Below are 21,057 nucleotides of genomic sequence, written 5' to 3'. Positions count from 1 at the left end.
GGCCGATGGACAGTATGGCGGGCTCAAGGCACTCTTGGGCACGCCATGGATTCCGGTAGCCCGACATGTTTAAACGACTTCTTCTTGTCCTCGCCAGTGCTTCTCTGTTGCTCATCAATGGAGTTCGCGCCGAAGAAAGTCCCGGCCCCGGCCTGGTGTTGCTGACGGAAAATTTCCCGCCATACAACATGGCGAAGAATGGCAAGAACTTCGCTCAGGACGAGAACATCAACGGCATCGCCGTGGATATCGTCCGCGAGATGTTCAAGCGCGCCGACATTACCTACAGCCTGACACTGCGTTTCCCTTGGGAGCGAATCTACAAACTCGCCCTTGAAAATCCCGGTTATGGCGTGTTCGTGATGGCGCGGTTGCCGGACCGCGAGAAACTCTTCAAGTGGGTCGGCCCTATCGGCCCGGACGACTGGATCATGCTGGCCAAGGCCGATAGCAAGATCACTCTCGAATCGCTGGAGCAGGCGCGCAAATACAAGATCGGTGCCTACAAGGGCGATGCGATTGCCGAGACGCTGGCTAAACAAGGATTGAAACCGATTGTTGTGCTGCGCGATCAGGACAACGCAAAAAAACTGGTCAACGGCCAGATCGACCTGTGGGCTACCGGTGACCCGGCAGGCCGCTATCTGGCGCGCCAGGAAGGCGTGAACGGGCTCAAGACCGTGCTGCGCTTCAACAGCGCCGAGTTATACCTGGCATTGAATAAAGACGTGCCAGACGAAACCGTCGCCAAGCTGCAAGCCGCACTGGATCAGCTGCGCAAGGAAGGCATCGTTGACGACATCATGGGGCGCTATCTGTAGCAATTATCTTGATGTGGTCTGAAGCGTAGCGTCCGGTGTCGCGCTCAAGTACGCGGCACTTGTAAACACGTTATTCAACGTCGCCCTTGTCAGCTGCTGTTCTCCTGAGGCGACGCCGATAATGCAGAGTGCATGTGTGCCGCTTTGTGGCCCGATTTCAGTATTGATGTAAGCGTCTTCAGCGCTGATGGCGGCGCTGTAATTGTCGGGAGCCTTGCAGTCCCTGGCGTTATGGACCGTTTTGTAGCGATAGAAGGGCGCCTCGAGGGCGAACCTGAAGTCCCACGAAGGCAATACGATCTGCCCATCCGCCTTTTGCGTTCTATGAACGTATGACTTGAGCTTCCAGGGCTCTGTGACAGTCAGCTCGACCGGTTCCAACGAACAGTCCAAACCATCGCTGGTGAAGACACCGTCAATAAAACACTTATGCAGAAAGTTGGCCGAGTAGCTGTAGTTGAAACGGGCGGCCTTGCAAGACGTCGAATACTCACAATCGGGCGGCGCTGGTGTATTGCGCGAGGCCACGACTTTGCTGACGATGCCGGTGATTTCGTTGGTGCGGCGATTCAGCATCGGGCTACCGGAGCCGCCAGCGTAAAGGTCGCAGCTGTTTCTCATGGCTAAAGGGAACACCCCGGGATGATCAATGAATGTTCCGGCGGTTTGTTCAGCACAGGCGCTCAATCGAAGCCCCTGTTCGGTAAAGCCGCCCGGCGCGCCAACGTTAAGCGCATCACGACTCTCGTAGGTTTGATGGGACGCCAGCTTGAGCGGGTTGACCCCGGCCTGTATCAGCGACGCCAATGTCGCGTCGACTTCGAGTACTGCAAGATCGGTCCCAACCAGGCTGCTCCATCGGGCGGTCCGAATGGTGTATTGGCGCTTACGCTGTGGCATGTCATGAAAGTAGTGGAAGGTGACGCTGGCTTTCAAAGGCAGATTGGTCCGCGCCGAACCGTACTGAAAAAATACGCAATGACCGCTGGTGAGCAGGTAAGCGGGGCCAATGGCTCGACCTTGACTGTTTCGCGTATCCAGTAGAACGGCGCTGCAGGTCTCGCCCGATTGGAGACGGAGTCGTCCCACACCGCTCCAGATTTCATAAAAATGTTCGCTGTTTTGCAGTGCCCTTGACGGTGAGTCGTTGACGGCGCCTTCGCCCAGGTCGCGGGCCTGCACTGCGGAAATAGCCAACAGGCCAATCAGGTCTGCGAAGCAAAAGAAGCTGAGATATTTCATGTCCATTCCTTGGTGATGAAATTCAGGGTGAGCGCTATCGTGGCATGCAGCGGTGTGCCGACAGGTATAAATAGTTATCGCGAAAGGAGTGGGCTGCGAGGAATTACCGGGCAGTCGGGAGGCGGTACTGACCATCCTTGCCGTGCGCTGCCGTTGCACGATTGCCGCGCACGCTGATCATCTGTTTGATATCGATCCAGTCAATGCCCTGAGCCTTGAGCTTGGGCAATTCACGTTCAAGCACCGCCAATGTCTGGGGATACGGATGCCCGATCATCACCGCAGAACCCTGCTTGCGCGCCAGGCTGATAGCCGTCTGTAGCTGAGTAAAGATTGCGGTTTCGGTGGGCTCGTCATCCAGGAACACATCCCGCGAAACGCTCGCCAAACCAATCTTCTGCGCCTCGGCGGCCGCCACGGTTTGCGCGCTGGTGCGGCTGTCGACGAAGAACTTGTGCCGACGCTGCAAGTCCGCCATCAGCCAGGCCATGGCCGGTTGCTGAACGGTCATGCGGCTGCCCATGTGGTTGTTGATGCCAGCGGTATGCGGCACAGCCTGGAACGCCGCATTCAGGCGCTTCTCGAGTTCTTCGATGGGCAACCCTGGATGCCAGGCAAACGGTCCGGTGGCAGGGTCCATGGGCATGTGAAGGATGACGATCTTTCCGGCGCGATGGGCTTCGTGGGCGAACTCGGTGGCGTGGGGTGTGTCGGGCATGATTGCCGCGGTGACCGGGCCGGGCAGGGCCAGCACGCGACGATCCCGGGGCAGGTTCTGTCCCAGGTCATCGATGATCAGGCTCAGATAAGCCTTGTGAGGCGTGGCCGCTGTTGTGGCCGGTGCCGCGTGAGCGACACCCGCCAGACAGCACAGCAGACCGAGGAGCAACCGCAGGCGCATCTCAGCGGCCGGAGGTGATGCTCAATCCTTTGAGCAGGCTCAGGGCCTGGGCCAACTGGTAATCGTCATCCTGCGGCATGGCCTTGGCTTTGCCGCTGGAACCGGTCGGTTTGTCGGCGCCGCCGTTGCCATTGCCCAAGTGCCCTTGCAGATCGGCTTCCTTGAAGTATTCGCCGTCCTGCTCGTTGGTGATCTTGGCCTTGCGCACTTCGATGTCCGGGACGATGCCCTGAGCCTGGATCGAGCGGCCGTTCGGCGTGTAGTACAGCGCCGTGGTGATTTTCAGCGCGCGGTCGTTGTTCAGCGGCAACACAGTCTGCACCGAGCCTTTGCCGAAACTGGTGGTGCCCATGACAACCGCGCGTTTCTGATCCTGCAGGGCGCCGGCGACAATTTCCGAGGCCGAGGCGCTGCCGCCGTTGATCAGTACGACCATTGGCACGGCTTCGCTTTCATCCTTGCCAGTGGCGGAGAAGCGCAGTTCGGAGTTGGCGATGCGGCCCTTGGTGTAGACGATCAGGCCCTTGGTGATGAAGTGATCAACCACTTCCACCGCCGATTGCAGCACGCCGCCAGGGTTGTTACGCAGGTCAAGGACGATGCCGCTGAGCTTCTTGCCGTTGTCCTTGCGCAGCTTGGCCAGGGCCTTGGAGACCTCTTCGCCGGTCTTGACCTGGAACTGGGTGATGCGGATATAGCCGTAGCCGGACTCCAGCAACTGGCTCTTCACGCTCTTCACTTGAATGATGGCGCGCACCAGGGTCACGTCGAATGGCGCACCGCCATCCCGCACCAGGGTCAGGGTGATTTTCTGGCCGATCTTGCCGCGCATCTTGTCCACGGCTTCGGTCATGCTCTGGCCGCGAGTCGGCTGGCCATTGATCTTGACGATGAAGTCGCCGGCCTGAATGCCAGCCTTGGAGGCCGGGGTGTCATCGATGGGCGAAACCACTTTGATGAAACCGTCTTCGGCGCCGACTTCGATGCCCAGGCCGCCGAATTCGCCGCTGGTACTTTCCTGCAATTCAGCGAAGTCTTCCGGGCCCAGGTACGCGGAGTGCGGGTCGAGGTTGCTGAGCATGCCTTTGATGGCGTTTTCCAGCAGGGTCTTGTCGTCCACCGGTTCTACATAGGCTGCCTTGATCCGGTCCATGACTTCGGCAAAGGTGCGCAATTCGTCCAGCGGCAATGGTGCCTTGGTGGTGGCAGCGGTACCGGCAGGCGCGACCGCCGGGGCCGGTTGAGCGGCGAACGCCAACGGCGCGCCGATCACCAGGGCGATCGTCAGGGCCAGCGAGGTAAGACGGGACAAATACAGCATGTCGAACGAACTCCTAATGTAGGTGACTCAACGCCTATCCTTGCGCGCGGCACCATTGCGCCGGATCACTCGGGTGACCCTGCTGACGAATAGCGAAATACAGCGCTGGTGTGTCCTGCCCGCCACTATTGCCGACAGTGGAGATGGACTCACCGGCTTTTACCACGTCACCCGCAGACTTGAGCAGCGTCTGGTTGTGACCATAAAGACTCAAGAAACCATTGCCGTGGTCAAGAATCACCAGCAACCCGGCGCCCCGCAGCCAGTCGGCAAACACTACGCGACCGCCGTGGACGGCATGTACCTGGCTACCGGCGGAAGCGCTGATCATTACGCCGTCCCATTTGGTTCGGGCATCGTCGCCACGGGTTTCACCGAAGCGCGCCAGTAGTCGACCATCAACCGGCCATGGAAGTCTGCCACGGGTAGACGCAAAGGGGCCGCCAAAGGTCTCGCCTGAGCTTGAAACCAGTGCGCCGGGTGTCGATTTGGCGGGTTTGCGTGGGGCATCGCTGGCATCTGCTTCAGCCTGGGCCTCACGTAAACGCTTTTTTTCGGCTTCCTGCTGGGCGATCAGCGCTTTCTGCCGCGCCTCTTCTGCCTCACGAGCCTGGCGGGCCAGGGTTTCTTCAATGGTTTTAAGGACTTTAGACAGGTCTGCCTGATCCTGCTCGCGGGCTGCCAGTTTCTGATCGCGAGCCTTTACGTCGTCGTTGAGTTTTGCCAGGACTTGCTGACGTTCTTTGCGGACTTTATCGAGTTCGTCGCGCTGGCTGTCGAGGCTGCTTTTCTGCACCAGCAATTGAGCCTGCTGCATGGCGATGTCTTTTTCGACATTAGCCAGTTGGCGCAGGGTCTCGTTGAAATTTTTCAGCTGTTCCAGGCGGGCCTGGCTCAGGTAATCGTAATAGGTGAGGGTGCGGGCGAATTTTTCCGGGTTCTGCTGGTTGAGCAGCAGCTTCAGGTACTCCTGGCGGCCATTCTGATAGGCCGCGCGGGCCTGGATGGCGATCAGTCGTTGCTGTTCAATGCGCGCGCTCTGGAGTTTTTTTTTCTCAGCATCGAGTCGCTGCAACTCGGATTCGCTTTTCTTCAGCTCTTTTTGCAGAGCCTCGACCTGCTTCTCGAGCTGGCCCATCTCGGTTTCGGTGCCTTTGAGGTCTTTCTGCACCCCGGATTTTTCTTCCTGGAGCTTACCCAGCAGTTTTTTCAGCTCGGCAATATCCTGACGCGTGGCGTCCAACTGTTGTTGGGTTTGCGTGCGCTCGTCGGCAAAGGCCGGTTGAAGCAGGCAAGTCAGGGCAAGGGCTATCAGGACGCGAAGCATAGAGGCGGGCGACACCAGGGAAAGGGACGGGCCTAGTATGCCCGCCCCACGCTGCAAAAAAAACGCCCAATTGGGGTTGTGTGATAACCGGACAGAAAAACACCGCAAAACCAATGTGGGAGCGGGCTTATGTGGCGAGGGGGCTTGCCCCCGTTCGGCTGCGCAGCAGTCGTAAAACCATTGAATGCGGTGTACCTGATACACCGCGACGGCAGGTTTTAGGGACGCTTCGCGACCCAACGGGGGCAAGCCCCCTCGCCACAAAGGCTCGCTCCCACAGGGTTTTGGCGGTGTTTGAAGGGGCGGGTTACACCAGAATCGATGTCCCGGTCATTTCCGCCGGTTTTTCCAGTCCCATCAACATCAGCATGGTCGGTGCCACATCCGCCAGCACGCCGCCGTCGCGAACCTTGAAGTCACGCTTGCCGACATAGATGAACGGCACCGGTTCGGTGGTGTGGGCGGTATGCGCCTGACCGGTGGTCTCATCGGACATCTGCTCGACGTTGCCGTGGTCGGCAGTAATCAGGGCTTCACCACCGACTTTTTCCAGCGCATCGACAATGCGGCCGACGCACAGGTCGAGGCATTCAACGGCTTTTACGGCCGCGTCGAACACGCCGCTGTGGCCGACCATGTCGCCGTTGGCGTAGTTGACCACGATCACGTCGTAACGCTGGTTTTCAATGGCGTCGACGATGCGGTCGGTGACTTCTGGTGCACTCATTTCCGGCTGCAAGTCATAGGTGGCGACTTTCGGCGACGGGATCAGGATGCGTTCTTCGCCCGGGAACGGTTCTTCACGACCGCCGGAGAAGAAGAAGGTCACGTGGGCGTACTTCTCGGTTTCGGCGATACGCAGCTGCGTCTTGCCGTTTTTCGCCAGGTAATCGCCCAGCACGTTGTCCAGGCTGCTCGCGGCGAAGGCCGACGGCGCGGGGATGCTGGCGGCGTATTGGGTCAGCATGACGAAACCGGCAAGTGCAGGCTGGCGAGCGCGCTCGAATTCCTTGAAATCGTCTTCGACGAACACGCGGGTCAGCTCGCGAGCGCGGTCGGCGCGGAAGTTCATGAACACCACGGCGTCGCCGTCTTCGACTTTCACCGGCTCACCGATGCTGGTGGCTTTGACGAATTCGTCGCTCTCGCCACGCTCGTACGCAGCTTGCAGGCCTTCCTGCGCGGTAGCGGCGTTGAATTCGCTGGCGCCATCGACAATCAGGTTGTAGGCCTGGGACACGCGGTCCCAACGGTTGTCGCGGTCCATGGCGTAGTAACGGCCGATGATGCTGGCGATCCGGCCTTTGCCGAGGGCTTCGAAGGTTGCGTCCAGCAATTCGATCGACGACTGGGCGCTTTTCGGCGGTGTATCGCGACCGTCGAGGAATGCGTGCAGATAGATTTTTTCAGCGCCGCGCTTGAAGGCCAGTTCGGCCATGGCGACCAAGTGGTCCTGGTGGCTGTGAACGCCGCCATCGGACAGCAGGCCCATGAAGTGCACCGCTTTGCCGGCAGCAACGGCTTTATCCACCGCGGCACAGATGGTCGGGTTCTCGAAGAACTCGCCGTCGCGGATCGCTTTGGTCACGCGCGTGAAGTCCTGATACACCACCCGGCCGGCGCCGAGGTTCATGTGACCGACTTCGGAGTTGCCCATCTGGCCGTCCGGCAAGCCGACGTCCATGCCGCTGCCCGAGATCAGGCCGTTCGGCACGGTGGCCCACAAGCGGTCCAGTACGGGCTTTTTCGCCGCATAGATGGCGTTGGATTCCTGGCTTTCACTGTGACCGAAGCCGTCGAGAATCATCAGGACCAAAGGTTTAGGCGTCGTAGTCATAGATTCCACTCGTGGCTGAATTAAAAGAGGGCGATGGAAAAGGGAGTGGCAGTTTAAAGCTAAGTTCCGACCGCGTCACCGCCGGACGGGGTTTGGCCCGCCATAGTGGCTGTGTATACTGGCCGACATTTTAACGCCCTGGAACCTCCTTCGATGGTTGCTCACCTGATTGAATTTGCCACTAACCACTATTTGCTCGTCGGTATCTTCGTCGTACTGCTGGCGTTGCTGATCGCTTATCAGATGCAGGGCGGCGGCCGCAGCCTGAGCACGGGTGAACTGACCGGGCTGGTCAACAAGGACGCAGGCGTGGTGGTCGACATTCGTCCGACCAAGGATTTTGCCGCCGGTCACATCGTTGGCGCGTTGAACATTCCTCAGGACAAACTGACCGCTCGCGTCGGCGAACTGGAAAAGCACAAGGCCAAGACCATTATCCTGGTCGACGCCATGGGCCAGACTGCCGGCACTCATGCCCGCGAACTGATGAAATCCGGCTTCACCGCCGCCAAACTGTCCGGTGGTATTTCCAGCTGGAAAGCCGACAATCTGCCGCTGGTGAAGTGATATGAACAACGTCGTCGTCTATTCCAGCGATTACTGCCCTTATTGCTCGCGAGCCAAGTACCTGCTCGAGAACAAAGGCGTAGCCTTCGAAGAGATCAAGGTCGATGGCAAGCCGCAGGTGCGTGCCGCGATGGCTCAGAAGGCCGGGCGTACGTCCGTGCCGCAGATCTGGATCGGCAGCACCCACGTTGGTGGCTGTGATGATTTGTTTGCCCTGGAGCGCGCCGGCAAGCTCGACGCCCTGCTCAAGGCCTGACTGCCTTAATTAGAAATAGCCAAACCCTACAAGACCCGAGATCAGAAAGGATCTGAGATGACTGACCAACAGAACACTGCAGCTAGCGAAGAAGAAACCGCACCGCAATTCTCCTTGCAGCGCATCTACGTACGCGACTTGTCCTTCGAAGCCCCGAAAAGCCCGGCGATCTTTCGCCAGCAGTGGGAGCCGAGCGTCGGTCTGGATCTGAACACTCGCCAGAAGGCTCTGGAAGGCGACTTCCACGAAGTCGTGCTGACTCTGTCGGTCACCGTGAAAAACGGTGAAGAAGTGGCGTTCATCGCTGAAGTGCAACAGGCCGGGATCTTCCTGATCAAGAACCTGGACGATGCTTCGATGAGCCACACCCTTGGCGCGTTCTGCCCGAACATCCTGTTCCCGTACGCTCGCGAAACCCTGGACAGCCTCGTGACCCGCGGTTCGTTCCCGGCCCTGATGCTGGCCCCGGTGAACTTCGACGCGCTGTACGCACAAGAGCTGCAACGTATGCAGGCCGCGGGCGAGACTCCGACCGTTCAATAAGCTGCGTTGCTGAAAATCGCGGGCAAGCCCGCTCCCACAGGGTTGTGCAAAACCTGTGGGAGCGGGCTTGCCCGCGATTGTTTCTGTCAGGCGAAAACGATCGTCGAGTTATTTGAACCCGAGCTGACGCCAGCCTTCGTAAACGGCCACCGCCACGGTATTCGACAGGTTCAGGCTGCGGCAACCTTCGCGCATGGGCAGGCGCAAGCGCTGTTCGCTGGGCAGGGCATCGAGCACTTCGGCTGGTAAACCACGGCTTTCCGGGCCGAACAGGAAGGCATCACCCTCGGCGAAGCTGGCGTCGTGAAAGGGCCGCGAGCCCTTGGTGGTAAACGCGAACAATCGAGGATGTCCGAGGCTTTCCAGGCAGCTGGCGAGGTCTGCGTGGCGTTGCAAGGTGGCATACTCATGGTAATCGAGGCCGGCCCGGCGCAGACGCTTGTCGTCCATCTCGAAGCCCAGCGGTTCGATCAAATGCAGGTGGCAGCCACTGTTGGCGCACAGCCTGATAACGTTGCCGGTATTCGGCGGAATTTCTGGTTGGAAAAGGATGACGTGAAACATGCACGGCTCCGAAGGTAAAGATGACGGGCATTCTACGCCGCCAAAGGACCCTCGTTCGAAACTATTCCCAAGGGTGATGGCTTCGCTGGCGATTGTCGGGGTGATGGTGGGCCTGATGATCGGCCGGCTGACCGCGCCCGACCCGAGCGTTTTAGAGCAAGTCGAGGTGACGAACGATGGGCTGGTGGTGTGGTTCAACAACGAACCCAAAACCCACGGCGAGCTTGTCGACGGCAGTGTTGCATTGTTGTTCGAGGCTGAAGGCAAGGTGCAGAAGGGCCAGCTCAAGCTCGACGGCAAGGACGTGAACTGGCGAACGCGTTTGAGTGATGGGGGATTGTTGCTGACGGTGGTGGCGGCCCGGCCGCTGCAGGGCGAGTGGGCCGGGAGCGAGGTCAATGACCGCTGGCGGCTGGAGATCCATCTCCGAGAGCAATAAAAGAGGGAATCCCCGGCCTGCCTGTACCAAGGTTCCCAAAACGGGAGGGCTCGCGCATTGCGTCGAGAGCCCGGTGTAAAGAGGGAATCCCCGGCCTGCCTGTACCAAGGACCCCAAAACGGGAGGGGCTCGTCGCTATTGCGGTGTGAGCCCGGTGTAAAGAGGGGAATCCCCGGCCTGCCTGTACCAAGGTCCCCGAAACTGGGTAGTGAACCGAATCACTGATTGGACTATTGCAGGGGGCGTGCCAGTTTTTAACAAGTTGCAACAGAAAGCCGCTGAGCAGCGCTGAAAGCCCCGTAAATCGGGGCTTTGGTGTTTCTGTGTTATGGATTTTTTTGCAAGTGAAGGCGGGGTTTCAGATCGGTTGTCGTGCGCGATTGCAGGTCACGGTGCATTCGGGCGGTGCACGTTGGCCTCAAAAGCATCGCGGGCAAGCCCGCTCCCACAAGGTTCAATGGTGTTCACGCGATAGTGAAACCACTGAAAATTCCTGTGGGAGCGGGCTTGCCCGCGATTGGATCTGGAGCTCAGCGAGGAACTGGCGGCTATTTAGCCCTCATCCCCCTCATCATCATCCCCACCATCCACCTTCATCCCCAATTCCTTGATCTTGCGCGTCAAGGTATTACGGCCCCAACCCAGCAGCACCGCGGCGTCGCGGCGGCGGCCGGCGGTGTGTTTGAGGGCGGTTTCGATCATGATCCGCTCGAAAGCCGGCACGGCACTGTCCAGAAGACTCGACTGACCGCGAGCCAGCGCCTGATCAGCCCACTGACGCAGCGCTTGCTCCCAATTGGTCACCGGCGCCGAATCCTGCGGCAGACTCAGCAGCTCGGGTGGCAGGTCACTGATATGTACTTCGCGACCCGAAGCCATCACCGTGATCCAGCGGCAGGTGTTCTCCAGCTGACGCACGTTGCCCGGCCATGGCAGGTTTTTCAGGTATTCCTCGGTTTCGCTTTTCAGCAGCTTCGGTTCCACCGCCAGTTCTTGCGCGGCGCGGCTGAGGAAGTGCTTGGCCAGGGTCGGGATGTCTTCGCGGCGGTCCGACAGCCGTGGAATGTGGATGCGGATCACGTTGAGACGGTGGAACAAGTCTTCGCGGAATTTCCCGGCATGCACCAGGGTTTCCAGATTCTGGTGAGTCGCGGCGATGATGCGCACATCGACCTTCACCGGCACATGGCCGCCGACGCGGTAGAACTCGCCGTCCGCCAACACCCGCAGCAAGCGAGTCTGGGTGTCCGCCGGCATGTCACCGATTTCATCGAGGAACAGCGTGCCGCCGTCAGCCTGCTCAAAACGCCCGCGACGCAGGTTAGCCGCGCCGGTGAACGCGCCTTTTTCATGGCCGAACAGCTCGGATTCCATCAGGTCCTTGGGAATCGCCGCCATGTTCAGCGCAATGAACGGCGAGGCCGCGCGTGGGCTGTGACGGTGCAACGCGTGGGCCACCAGTTCTTTACCGGTACCGGATTCGCCGTTGATCAGCACAGTGATGTTGGAGTGGCTCAAGCGCCCGATGGCGCGAAACACTTCCTGCATCGCTGGCGCTTCGCCGATGATTTCCGGGGTGCGGGTCAGCGTTGGGACGACTTCCAGGCCTTGTTGCTCCTGGGCGTGCTGGTTGGCGCGCTTGACCAGGGAAACAGCTTCATCGACATCGAACGGCTTGGGCAGGTACTCGAACGCGCCACCCTGATAGGACGCGACAGCGCTGTCCAGATCGGAGTGCGCAGTCATGATGATCACTGGCAGCCGTGGGTGTTGTTCGCGAATCCGCGCCAGAAGGTCCAGGCCGCTGGCGCCCGGCATGCGGATGTCGGAGATGATCACGTCCGGCTGCTGGCGGGCCAGGCGGCTCATCACGCCATCGGCGCTGTCGAAGCTTTGCGTGGTCATGCCTTCCTGTTGCAAGGCTTTTTCCAGGACCCAACGGATAGAACGGTCGTCATCGACGATCCACACGGTTTCACTACGGCTCATGTCGATGTGGCTCCTTGTTCCAGTGGCAGAAAGATCGAGAACGTGGTGTGGCCTGGATGGCTGTCACATTCGATCAGGCCCTGGTGCTGGCTGATGATGTTCTGGGTAATGGCCAGGCCCAGCCCGGTACCGTCCGGACGGCCGCTGACCATGGGGAAGAAGATGGTTTCCTGCAGCTCGGCGGGGATTCCCGGGCCGTTGTCGATGATTTCGATCTTGGTCACCAGGCGATGACGCACGTGGCCGATGGTGAACTGGCGCATGGCGCGGGTCCGCAAGCTGATGCGGCCAAGGCGCAGCTCGTTCTGGCTGCTGATGGCCTGCATCGCGTTGCGCACGATGTTCAGGACGGCCTGAATCATCTGTTCACGATCAATCAAGACATCTGGAATGCTCGGGTCGTAGTCGCGCACCAAAGTGATGCAGCCCTGACTTTCGGCCTCCACCAGCTGACACACGCGCTCCAGCACTTCGTGGACGTTGCACATGGCCAGCGACGGCAATTTGTTGGAGCCGAGCATGCGGTCCACCAGATTGCGCAGGCGGTCGGCTTCTTCAATTATCACGTTGGTGTAATCGCGCAGGCTTTCTTCCGGCAGCTCGCGGGCGAGCAACTGAGCCGCGCCACGAATCCCGCCGAGAGGGTTCTTGATCTCGTGGGCGAGGCCGCGTACCAGCATCTTGCTGGTTTCCTGCTTCGACAGCTGCGCCTCTTCCTTGGTGATTCGCAGCAAGCGGTCACGGGGATGGACTTCCAGCAGCAGCATCGTGTCGCCATTGCTCAGGATCGGCGTCACGGCGTAGTCGACTGTCAGGGTCTGGCCGGTGAGGGCGGTAAGCATCGCTTCGCGCTTGGTGAACGGATGTGCCTGCTCCACCGCCTGGCGCAGGGAATTCAGCGCCTCGGTGGATTCGGTGAACAACTCACTGATGAACTGCCCATGGCTACGCTGGCCGCTGATGGCCAGCAGCATCTCCGCCGCCGGGTTCATGTACTCAAGGCGCAGTTCGGCGTCGAGCAGAATGGTTGCGGTGGTCAGGTTGTCGAGTAGCAAGCGGTGTAGTGCGTCGCTAATGGTCATCAGGACCTCTTTTGGAGCAGGGCATGCGCATGAACAACGCGCTGATACGAGGAAAATGCAAAAACCAAACCAAGGCTCCGAAAAGAAGCGTTAAACGCCTGAAACAGGCGTTTGACGCTCGTTTGCGTGGCGTTTTGCCAGTTTTTGCGGGTACTTTCGAACCAAAATGGGTTGAAGAATGGGTATGGTGCAGCTTATCGCACCAATATAGTGCGCAAACCTGAACGAAGTAAAACAAGCGTAGGTAGGCAGTGCCAGCTACAAAGAGTGCGTCGCGGCTTTGTCTGACTGGCATCAGCGCCAGAAGAAGCTTTTTTCTTCTGCGGGTTTGTCTTTGAGGGGGCATTCCGGCCGTTGGCCGTAGTCGGTGAGGACGCAGGGTTTGGCCTGGCGTTTCTGCGCCAGGGAAATGCGCTGCATGTGGAAGGGTTGATTGGCCGTGCGTTCGACGGTGCGGCCCTGTTCGTCGAGGATTTCCACCGACAGGTTGTGACTGCCGCGGTCGATATTGTTCAGGGCGAACACTGGGCTCGGGCCGGGCTCGGCGGTGGGTTGGCCGTCCAACAACAAACGGTAACGATGGCTCTGTTGCAGGCCGGGTTCGCTGGTAACGCTGACGATCAACTCACCGGCAGTGCTACGGATCGTGGCATCCGGGTCCGGCACCAGCACTCGAAGCATGTCGTAATGAAACAGTGGTTTGGTTTTCGTGGCCGGCACTGGCGCCGCGCCGCTCGGGTTGGCCGACATTCGATTGCTCGTTGTCAGTGGCACACGCTTGGCGTTACGGGTGCCCGGCTGATCGGTGAAGACTCGATTGCCCTGGGCGTCGATATAGGTGAAGACCTCGGCCATTGCCGGCAGGCAGACCAGGCTCGCGATCAACAGCCAGACCCTCAAGGCTGATGCACCCGTTGCACGGTGAAGGTCACGGTAGGGCTCTGTTGCACGATGTTTTGCCCGTCGATCACCTGAACCGCGAGGCTATGTTCGCCCCGGTCGATGTTCACTAGTTGCAGAATCGGTACGTTGCTCGGTTGGCCGTAGGGTTGATTGTCCAGCAACAGCCTCAATCGGTGAGGGCCTTGCAGGCGCGGGTTGATCAATACGCTGACGGTGAAGGTGCCGTTGTTGGCGCGCAACGCTTCTTCGGTGGGCAGGCCGGTCAGTTCCAGCACTTGGTAGGCGCTTTGGGGCTGTTCGCGATGACTGGTTTGGGCGGGCGCTGGCTCGCTCGGCGACTGCCGCTCGATGCTGTTGAGCGGTGGCAACTCCACGGGCTGGGCCTTTACGCCATAGGGCGGTTGATTGCTGTAGGCGGTGTTGCCGTTGGCGTCGGTGTACTTGTAGATCTGCGCGGCGGCGGGCTGGGCGATCAGTACAAGCAGGCATAACAACAATGAGCGCATTACAGGCTTCCATTGGCCGTTGGGCAAGTGTCTGGCCCTGTTCCGTTCATGGCGACTAAGCGCTGAGCATAGAGCACATCAGCGCATGTCGGCAGGCCGGCTCAACGGCTGGCGCTGCATAACTCAGCGGTGGCGCGTACCTGGGCCAGTTTACGCAGTGGCGCCTGGCCGCTGGTTTTATTGGCCTTGGCCAGCCAGGACGGGCATTGCGGGTCGTTGCGATAAGGGCTGAAATCGGCCAGTTGTTGCAGCAGGCGTTTTTGTAACCGATCAAGTTGTGGGCGGATCTGCCCGACGAGATCCGGGCGAGGGTCGTCGGGTGCCTTGCCTTGCGTATGCCAGTCAGACAAATGCGCGTATTGCACCAGTTTGTTGGCCTCGATCTGCGCCGAGAAGAACTGTTCGACGGCTTCGTTGCTCAATTTATAAGCCGGTGCCAGGGCGACAGCACCGGCAATCACCTCACGCTCGCGTTGACGGTCCTCCACCGGTTTACCGCTGTCCCATTTGCTCAATGCGACCTGATCGGCAATCGCCAGGCGTTCCTCGATAGTGCCTAGCAGCGGGGCGAGAGTGGCAGGTGCCGGGCTGGCAAAAGCGCTGTTGGCCAGCAAGACGGTGAACAAGGCAAGGCATGGGCTCAGGCGCATGGAGGATCTCGGCTTTATCGGATGAAGGCATGATGCACGCAACCGGGCATCCGATGACAGACGGTCGCCCATAAAAAAGGCCTCCCGAAGGAGGCCTCTCTTTTGTCACGCCGCGTAGCGCGACGCTACCGGATCAGCAGCTGTAGTACAGCTCATATTCCAGTGGGTGTACGAAGGTGCGAACCTTGATTTCTTCTTCGCTTTTCAGAGCGATGTAAGCGTCGATGAAGTCGTCGCTGAAAACGCCGCCTTTGGTCAGGAACGCACGACCTTTGTCCAGCTCTTCCAGGGCTTCTTTCAGGCTGCCGCAAACTTGTGGGATCTCTTTCGCCTCTTCAGGCGGCAGGTCGTACAGGTTTTTGTCAGCAGCGTCGCCAGGGTGGATCTTGTTCTGGATGCCGTCCAGGCCAGCCATCAACAGTGCAGCGAAGCCCAGGTACGGGTTAGCTGCTGGATCCGGGAAGCGGGCTTCGATACGGCGAGCGCGAGGGCTGGACACGTAAGGAATACGGATCGAAGCGGAACGGTTGCGAGCCGAGTAAGCCAGCATCACTGGAGCTTCGAAACCTGGGACCAGACGCTTGTAGGAGTTGGTCGACGGGTTGGTGAAGCCGTTCAGAGCCTTACCGTGCTTGATGATGCCGCCGATGAAGTACAGAGCGGTATCGGACAGGCCGGCATAGCCTTCGCCAGCGAAGGTGTTCTTGCCATCTTTGGCGATGGACAGGTGAACGTGCATACCCGAACCGTTGTCGCCGTACAGAGGCTTAGGCATGAAGGTCGCAGTGCGGCCGTATGCATCAGCAACGTTGTGTACGCAGTATTTCAGGGTCTGAACTTCGTCAGCCTTGGCTACCAAGGTGTTGAACTTCACGCCGATTTCGTTCTGACCGGCAGTCGCCACTTCGTGGTGGTGAACTTCGATGACCAGGCCCATTTCTTCCATGGCGTTGCACATGGAGGTACGGATTTCGTGGTCGTGGTCGAACGGCGGAACAGGGAAGTAGCCGCCTTTGACGCCTGGACGGTGGCCTTTGTTGCCGCCTTCCACGTCCTGGTCGGACATCCACGAACCTTGTTCGGAGAAGATTTTGAACATCGAACCGGAAATGTCGGACTTGAACTTCACTTCGTCGAAGATGAAGAACTCTGGCTCCGGGCCTACGAATACGGTGTCGCCGATACCGGTCGACTTCAGGTATTCCTCGGCACGCTTGGCGATCGCACGTGGGTCACGGTCGTAGCCTTGCATGGTCGAAGGCTCGATCACGTCGCAAACCAGGATCAGGGTTGGCTCTTCGGTGAACGGGTCGAGAACGGCAGTGGTGTCGTCCGGCATCAGGATCATGTCGGAAGCTTCGATGCCTTTCCAGCCAGCGATGGAGGAACCGTCGAACATTTTGCCTTCTTCGAAGAAAGCTTCATCCAGCGCATCGCGAGCCGGCATGGTCACGTGGTGCTGAGTGCCTTTGGTGTCCGTGAAGCGCAGATCAATCCACTTGACGTCATGATCTTTGATGAGTTGAACCGACTTCGACATAGTGTCCTCCGGGTGGCTTCGGGCTTAGTAGTGGATGCCCTTAGAATGTGGGTGATGCCGGCGCGAATACTCTGCCATGGCAACCTGCCTCACAAGGGAGCAAATTGCATGCCAGTGCCCCACCATGGGTTTTTTGCCCCAATATCACGCTTATAAACGTGCAAGGCGTCGGAAAGCGCAAAATTACGCCCTGTAATGTAGCGTCGAATTTCATAAATGACCTGTTTTGGTGCGAGCGAAACCTTCTGCACATTAACTGGTTAAACCTTGAGCAATTTCCGCTATAATCCGCGCCCCCCTTTTTCGGCTGGCCCGGCGCGCGCTGTTTTCATGAAACTAATCGTAAAAGTCTTCCCCGAGATCACCATCAAGAGCCGCCCGGTACGGATGCGTTTCATCCGCCAGTTGGCCAAGAACATCCGTACCGTGCTCCGCGACCTGGATCCGGTTGTGGTGGTGAACGGTGTGTGGGACAACCTCGAGCTGGAAACCCGCGTCAGCGACCCCAAAGCCCTGAAGGAGATGACCGACCGCTTGAGCTGCATGCCGGGCATCGCGCATTTCCTGCAAGTAGATGAATACCCGTTGGGCGACTTCGACGACATCGTCGAAAAGTGCAAGCTGCACTTCGGTGATGCGTTGGCCGGGAAGATTTTTTCGGTGCGCTGCAAGCGTGCGGGCAAGCACGAATTCAGCTCCATGGACGTCGAAAAATACGTCGGCAGCCAACTGCGTCGTCAGTGCGGCGCCGCCGGTATCTCGCTGAAAGAGCCAGAAATCGAAGTCCGTATCGAAATTCGCGACAAACGGTTGTTCGTGATCCACAGCCAGCACAACAGCATCGGCGGTTATCCGCTGGGGGCCCTGGAACAGACGCTTGTGTTGATGTCTGGCGGCTTCGATTCCACCGTTGCCGCCTACCAGATCATGCGCCGCGGGCTGATGAGCCATTTCTGCTTCTTCAATCTGGGCGGACGTGCCCACGAACTGGGCGTCATGGAAGTCGCGCACTTCATCTGGAAGAAGTACGGCAGCTCCCAACGCGTGTTATTTGTCAGTGTGCCGTTCGAGGAAGTACTGGGAGAAATTCTCGGGAAAGTCGATAACAGTCATATGGGTGTAGTTTTGAAGCGTATGATGTTGCGCGCTGCTTCCCGTATTGCCGATCGGCTGGACATCGAAGCGCTGGTCACTGGCGAAGCGATTTCCCAGGTGTCGAGCCAGACGCTGCCGAACCTGTCCGTGATCGACTGCGTGACCGACAAGCTGGTCTTGCGTCCGCTGATCGCCAGTCACAAGCAGGACATCATCGACCTGGCCAACGAAATCGGCACCGCCGACTTCGCCAGGCACATGCCGGAATACTGCGGGGTCATCTCGGTGAACCCCAAGACCCACGCCAAGCGTCCGCGCGTGGAGCATGAAGAGAAAGAATTCGACATGGCGGTGCTCGAGCGTGCGCTCGAGAACGCCAAGCTGGTGCCGATCGATCGCGTGATCGACGAATTGGGCCAGGACTTGCAGATTGAAGAAGTCAGCGAAGCGCTGGCGGGCCAGATCATCATCGACATCCGTCACCCGGATGCCGCTGAAGACGAACCGCTCGTGCTGCCTGGCATTGAGGTACAAGCGATGCCGTTTTATGCACTGAACGCTCGTTTCAAGGAACTGGACCCTACTCGCCAGTACCTGCTTTATTGCGACAAAGGCGTGATGAGTCGCCTGCATGCCCACCATTTGCTCAGTGAGGGGCATGCCAATGTGCGCGTTTATCGACCGAGCTAAGTGCCCGGGGCTGTTTGCCTGTGGCCTGCGTCACCGGCCCCCCGACGCCGCCGTCAAGCTGTAACGGCTTTGCGGACGCAACGTTAATCGCTGCCAAGACTTGTCAGCACACCGAATCCTCTGATCGAGATACACAAGTGATCGAAAATCTACGCAACATCGCCATCATTGCCCACGTTGACCATGGTAAAACCACCCTGGTAGACAAACTCCTGCGTCAATCCGGCACTCTGGAGCGCAACGAGCTCAACGACGAGCGCGTGATGGACTCCAACGACCAGGAAAAAGAGCGCGGTATTACCATTCTGGCGAAAAACACCGCCATCAACTGGAACGGCTACCACATCAACATCGTGGACACCCCGGGCCACGCCGACTTCGGCGGCGAAGTTGAACGCGTAATGTCGATGGTCGACTCCGTTCTGCTGCTGGTCGACGCTCAAGACGGCCCTATGCCGCAAACCCGTTTCGTGACCAAGAAGGCGTTCGAAGCCGGCCTGCGTCCAATCGTGTGCATCAACAAGATTGACCGTCCAGGCGCGCGTCCGGACTGGGTTCTGGACCAGATCTTCGACCTGTTCGACAACCTGGGCGCTACCGAAGAACAACTGGACTTCAAAGTCGTCTACGCCTCGGCCCTGAACGGTATTGCCGGTCTGGACCACACCGACATGGCTGAAGACATGACCCCGCTGTACCAGTCGATCGTCGACAACGTACCTGCGCCGGCTGTTGACCGTGACGGTCCGTTCCAGATGCAGATCTCCGCTCTGGACTACAACAGCTTCCTGGGTGTTATCGGTGTTGGCCGTATCGCTCGTGGTCGCGTCAAGCCGAACACTCCGGTCGTGGCTATCGGTGCCGACGGCAAGAAGCGTAACGGTCGTATCCTGAAGCTGATGGGTCACCACGGCCTGCACCGTATCGACGTTGAAGAAGCTGCTGCAGGCGACATCGTGTGCATCAGCGGCATGGACTCGCTGTTCATCTCCGACACCCTGTGCCACCCGGACACGGTCGAAGCGATGAAGCCGTTGACCGTCGACGAGCCAACCGTTTCCATGACCTTCCAGGTAAACGACTCGCCTTTCTGCGGTAAAGAAGGCAAGTTCGTGACTTCCCGTAACATCAAGGAACGTCTGGACAAAGAGCTGCTGTACAACGTTGCACTGCGCGTTGAAGAAGGCGACTCGGCTGACAAGTTCAAGGTTTCCGGCCGTGGTGAGCTGCACCTCTCGGTACTGATCGAAACCATGCGTCGCGAAGGCTTCGAAATGGGCGTTGGCCGTCCGGAAGTGATCATCCGTCAAGTTGACGGCGTGAAGCAGGAACCGTTCGAAAACGTAACCATCGACACCCCTGAAGAATCCCAGGGCAAGGTCATGGAAGAGATGGGCCTGCGTAAAGGCGACCTGACCAACATGGTGCCGGATGGCAAAGGCCGTGTTCGTCTGGAATACAACATCCCTGCTCGCGGTCTGATCGGTTTCCGTAACCAGTTCCTGACCCTGACCAACGGTGCTGGCATCCTGACCTCGATCTTCGATCGCTACGACACCATGAAGTCCGGCGACATGTCCGGTCGTCAGAACGGTGTTCTGGTATCGGTAGAAACCGGCAAGGCGCTGACCTACTCCCTGGAAACCCTGCAGGCGCGTGGCAAGCTGTTCGTTGAGCACGGTCAAGAGATCTACAACGGTCAGATCGTTGGTCTGAACAGCCGTGACAACGACATGGGCGTCAACCCAACCAAAGGCAAGAAGCTCGACAACATGCGTGCTTCGGGTAAAGACGAAACCATCGCCCTGGTTCCACCTGTTCGCTTCACTCTGGAGCAGGCCCTGGAATTCATCCAGGATGACGAGCTGTGCGAAGTGACACCTAAGTCGATCCGCCTGCGTAAGAAGATCCTGGACGAAGGCGAGCGTACCCGCGCTGCCAAGAAAGCCAAGAACTGAGTTAACTCAGGCTGAATGAAAACGCCCCCGGTCGAAAGGCCGGGGGCGTTTTTGTTTGTCTGGAGCGAAAATCAAAAGATCGCAGCCTTCGGCAGCTCCTGCAGGGTGTACGTCGATCCAATGCAGGAGCTGCCGAAGGCTGCGATCTTTCAGGTCAGAACTTGTCGAGGGTTCGCGGATTGTTCTCGCGTACCACTTCTTTGGGCTTGTACGCGCAATACCCCGGCCGCGGTCCGATCTTCGGGTGGTTGCGGCAGGTGTCCGGGCGCTTATCATAAATAGTGCACAAACGGCTTTTACGATCCAGGTACAGGCAATCGTTGTTGCTCATGCGCTGGAGGGTGAAGATCTCGGACTTCTGGTTGTAGCGCTCGACAATCCCTTCCTTCTGCAAGCGCTTGGCGATGTTCTTGGGTGGATCGCCCAGTTCGAATTCGTCGACGATGCCGATACGGATCAGATCCTTGATCTTGACCTCGACCGGCAGCGTGCAGCAGCTGGACATGCACGAGCCGCACATTGGGGCAGAGTACTTGGCCCAGGTATCGAGGCGATCGATCTCCGCGGCGGCGATCAGGTTGGACTTCATCATCGGTTGTTACCAGCGTGTGCATCAGGGCGCGCGATCATACCGGGACTGGTGGATTTTTGAACAACCTTTCGCCAGATTTTTTCGCTTGTCGCAAAATTGCCCTTGGGTCCGGCACGGCCCCTGCATTGTTTAAGCACGCGACAACGTAATGTCGACCTATCTCGCACTTACTGGGAAAACTGCCGAACCAGAGCCTCAATGGTCTGTCAGACCGACTAGGCTCAGACAACTCCA

Annotated in this window: 21 protein-coding genes; 8 read left to right on the top strand and 13 right to left on the bottom strand. The window is 58.8% G+C overall.

Translation table 11 applies throughout. The annotated features are described in order from the left end of the window. Nucleotides 1–65 precede the first annotated feature (65 nt). A complete protein-coding gene (locus ACZ9BB_RS22320) occupies nucleotides 66–821 on the top strand; it encodes a substrate-binding periplasmic protein (RefSeq protein WP_476216273.1) in 756 nt (251 codons plus the stop codon). 3 nt (nucleotides 822–824) lie between these two features. Here ACZ9BB_RS22320 and ACZ9BB_RS22315 read toward each other — a convergent pair whose 3' ends face one another. From ACZ9BB_RS22315 to gpmI, 5 genes are all read right to left on the bottom strand, one after another. Continuing rightward, complete coding sequence (locus tag ACZ9BB_RS22315; protein ID WP_476216271.1) at nucleotides 825–2,063, bottom strand: trypsin-like serine peptidase; 1,239 nt, start codon at nucleotides 2,061–2,063, stop codon at nucleotides 825–827. A gap of 103 nt (nucleotides 2,064–2,166) precedes the next feature. After that, on the bottom strand, nucleotides 2,167–2,964 hold the full coding sequence (locus tag ACZ9BB_RS22310) for a divergent polysaccharide deacetylase family protein (RefSeq protein ID WP_476216269.1): 798 nt from the start codon (nucleotides 2,962–2,964) through the stop codon (nucleotides 2,167–2,169). A 1-nt stretch (nucleotide 2,965) separates the two neighbouring features. Next, the gene (locus ACZ9BB_RS22305) at nucleotides 2,966–4,285 is read right to left on the bottom strand and encodes a S41 family peptidase (RefSeq protein ID WP_476216267.1); all 1,320 of its coding nucleotides are present in this window, start codon (nucleotides 4,283–4,285) and stop codon (nucleotides 2,966–2,968) included. Nucleotides 4,286–4,319: 34 nt separating this feature from the next. Next, on the bottom strand, nucleotides 4,320–5,612 hold the full coding sequence (locus ACZ9BB_RS22300) for a murein hydrolase activator EnvC family protein (RefSeq protein WP_476216265.1): 1,293 nt from the start codon (nucleotides 5,610–5,612) through the stop codon (nucleotides 4,320–4,322). A 307-nt stretch (nucleotides 5,613–5,919) separates the two neighbouring features. Further along, entirely contained in the window at nucleotides 5,920–7,449 is a 1,530-nt protein-coding gene (gene gpmI, locus ACZ9BB_RS22295; protein WP_476216263.1) for a 2,3-bisphosphoglycerate-independent phosphoglycerate mutase, read from the bottom strand. A 153-nt stretch (nucleotides 7,450–7,602) separates the two neighbouring features. Here gpmI and ACZ9BB_RS22290 point away from each other — a divergent pair, with 153 nt between their 5' ends. The 3 genes from ACZ9BB_RS22290 to secB are packed head-to-tail and all read left to right on the top strand — an operon-like array spanning nucleotide 7,603 to nucleotide 8,815. Next, on the top strand, nucleotides 7,603–8,016 hold the full coding sequence (locus ACZ9BB_RS22290; protein WP_476216261.1) for a rhodanese-like domain-containing protein: 414 nt from the start codon (nucleotides 7,603–7,605) through the stop codon (nucleotides 8,014–8,016). Between the two features lies 1 nt (nucleotide 8,017). Beyond that, a complete protein-coding gene (gene grxC, locus ACZ9BB_RS22285; protein ID WP_053153180.1) occupies nucleotides 8,018–8,272 on the top strand; it encodes a glutaredoxin 3 in 255 nt (84 codons plus the stop codon). A 57-nt stretch (nucleotides 8,273–8,329) separates the two neighbouring features. Then, the gene (gene secB / locus ACZ9BB_RS22280) at nucleotides 8,330–8,815 is read left to right on the top strand and encodes a protein-export chaperone SecB (protein WP_007897410.1); all 486 of its coding nucleotides are present in this window, start codon (nucleotides 8,330–8,332) and stop codon (nucleotides 8,813–8,815) included. A gap of 108 nt (nucleotides 8,816–8,923) precedes the next feature. Here secB and ACZ9BB_RS22275 read toward each other — a convergent pair whose 3' ends face one another. Further along, a complete protein-coding gene (locus ACZ9BB_RS22275) occupies nucleotides 8,924–9,379 on the bottom strand; it encodes a tRNA (cytidine(34)-2'-O)-methyltransferase (protein WP_008068783.1) in 456 nt (151 codons plus the stop codon). On the opposite strand from ACZ9BB_RS22275, the gene ACZ9BB_RS22270 reads away from it, so the two are divergent. Continuing rightward, entirely contained in the window at nucleotides 9,378–9,818 is a 441-nt protein-coding gene (locus ACZ9BB_RS22270; protein ID WP_476216259.1) for a hypothetical protein, read from the top strand. The two genes, ACZ9BB_RS22275 and ACZ9BB_RS22270, sit on opposite strands and share 2 nt — an antisense overlap. Nucleotides 9,819–10,370: 552 nt before the next feature. Here ACZ9BB_RS22270 and ntrC read toward each other — a convergent pair. Together ntrC and glnL are read right to left on the bottom strand one after the other, a co-directional pair. Continuing rightward, nucleotides 10,371–11,807: a nitrogen regulation protein NR(I) gene (gene ntrC, locus ACZ9BB_RS22265; protein WP_018929202.1), complete on the bottom strand. Its 1,437-nt coding sequence runs from the start codon at nucleotides 11,805–11,807 to the stop codon at nucleotides 10,371–10,373. After that, nucleotides 11,804–12,889 (bottom strand): nitrogen regulation protein NR(II), encoded by a 1,086-nt coding sequence (glnL, locus tag ACZ9BB_RS22260; RefSeq protein ID WP_018929201.1) that lies wholly within the window; start codon nucleotides 12,887–12,889, stop codon nucleotides 11,804–11,806. The genes ntrC and glnL overlap by 4 nt, the downstream gene beginning before the upstream one ends. Before the next feature lie 23 nt (nucleotides 12,890–12,912). On the opposite strand from glnL, the gene ACZ9BB_RS22255 reads away from it, so the two are divergent. Beyond that, nucleotides 12,913–13,113 (top strand): hypothetical protein, encoded by a 201-nt coding sequence (locus tag ACZ9BB_RS22255; protein ID WP_476216256.1) that lies wholly within the window; start codon nucleotides 12,913–12,915, stop codon nucleotides 13,111–13,113. 70 nt (nucleotides 13,114–13,183) lie between these two features. Here ACZ9BB_RS22255 and ACZ9BB_RS22250 read toward each other — a convergent pair whose 3' ends face one another. The 4 genes from ACZ9BB_RS22250 to glnA all read right to left on the bottom strand — a co-directional run bounded on the left by ACZ9BB_RS22250 (nucleotide 13,184) and on the right by glnA (nucleotide 16,488). Then, entirely contained in the window at nucleotides 13,184–13,789 is a 606-nt protein-coding gene (locus ACZ9BB_RS22250; RefSeq protein ID WP_476216254.1) for a DUF4124 domain-containing protein, read from the bottom strand. After that, entirely contained in the window at nucleotides 13,786–14,298 is a 513-nt protein-coding gene (locus ACZ9BB_RS22245; protein ID WP_476216252.1) for a DUF4124 domain-containing protein, read from the bottom strand. The genes ACZ9BB_RS22250 and ACZ9BB_RS22245 overlap by 4 nt, the downstream gene beginning before the upstream one ends. A 101-nt stretch (nucleotides 14,299–14,399) precedes the next feature. Next, nucleotides 14,400–14,948, bottom strand: coding sequence for a chorismate mutase (locus ACZ9BB_RS22240; RefSeq protein WP_476216250.1), 549 nt, complete (start codon nucleotides 14,946–14,948; stop codon nucleotides 14,400–14,402). A 133-nt stretch (nucleotides 14,949–15,081) separates the two neighbouring features. Further along, complete coding sequence (gene glnA / locus ACZ9BB_RS22235; protein ID WP_019581810.1) at nucleotides 15,082–16,488, bottom strand: glutamate--ammonia ligase; 1,407 nt, start codon at nucleotides 16,486–16,488, stop codon at nucleotides 15,082–15,084. Nucleotides 16,489–16,818: 330 nt separating this feature from the next. On the opposite strand from glnA, the gene thiI reads away from it, so the two are divergent. Then, nucleotides 16,819–18,273 carry a tRNA uracil 4-sulfurtransferase ThiI gene (gene thiI, locus ACZ9BB_RS22230; RefSeq protein WP_476216248.1) on the top strand — a complete coding sequence of 485 codons (1,455 nt, stop codon included), beginning with the start codon at nucleotides 16,819–16,821 and terminating at the stop codon, nucleotides 18,271–18,273. A gap of 137 nt (nucleotides 18,274–18,410) precedes the next feature. Next, the gene (typA, locus tag ACZ9BB_RS22225; protein ID WP_476216246.1) at nucleotides 18,411–20,231 is read left to right on the top strand and encodes a translational GTPase TypA; all 1,821 of its coding nucleotides are present in this window, start codon (nucleotides 18,411–18,413) and stop codon (nucleotides 20,229–20,231) included. A gap of 154 nt (nucleotides 20,232–20,385) precedes the next feature. On the opposite strand, the gene ACZ9BB_RS22220 is transcribed toward typA, so the two are convergent. Beyond that, nucleotides 20,386–20,823: a YkgJ family cysteine cluster protein gene (locus ACZ9BB_RS22220; RefSeq protein ID WP_476216244.1), complete on the bottom strand. Its 438-nt coding sequence runs from the start codon at nucleotides 20,821–20,823 to the stop codon at nucleotides 20,386–20,388. Nucleotides 20,824–21,057: the final 234 nt, after the last annotated feature.

It is taken from the genome of Pseudomonas sp. TE3552 (genome assembly GCF_056278945.1).
Note: the sequence above shows the minus strand (reverse complement) of the source record. Positions and strands in the feature narration are given on the sequence as shown.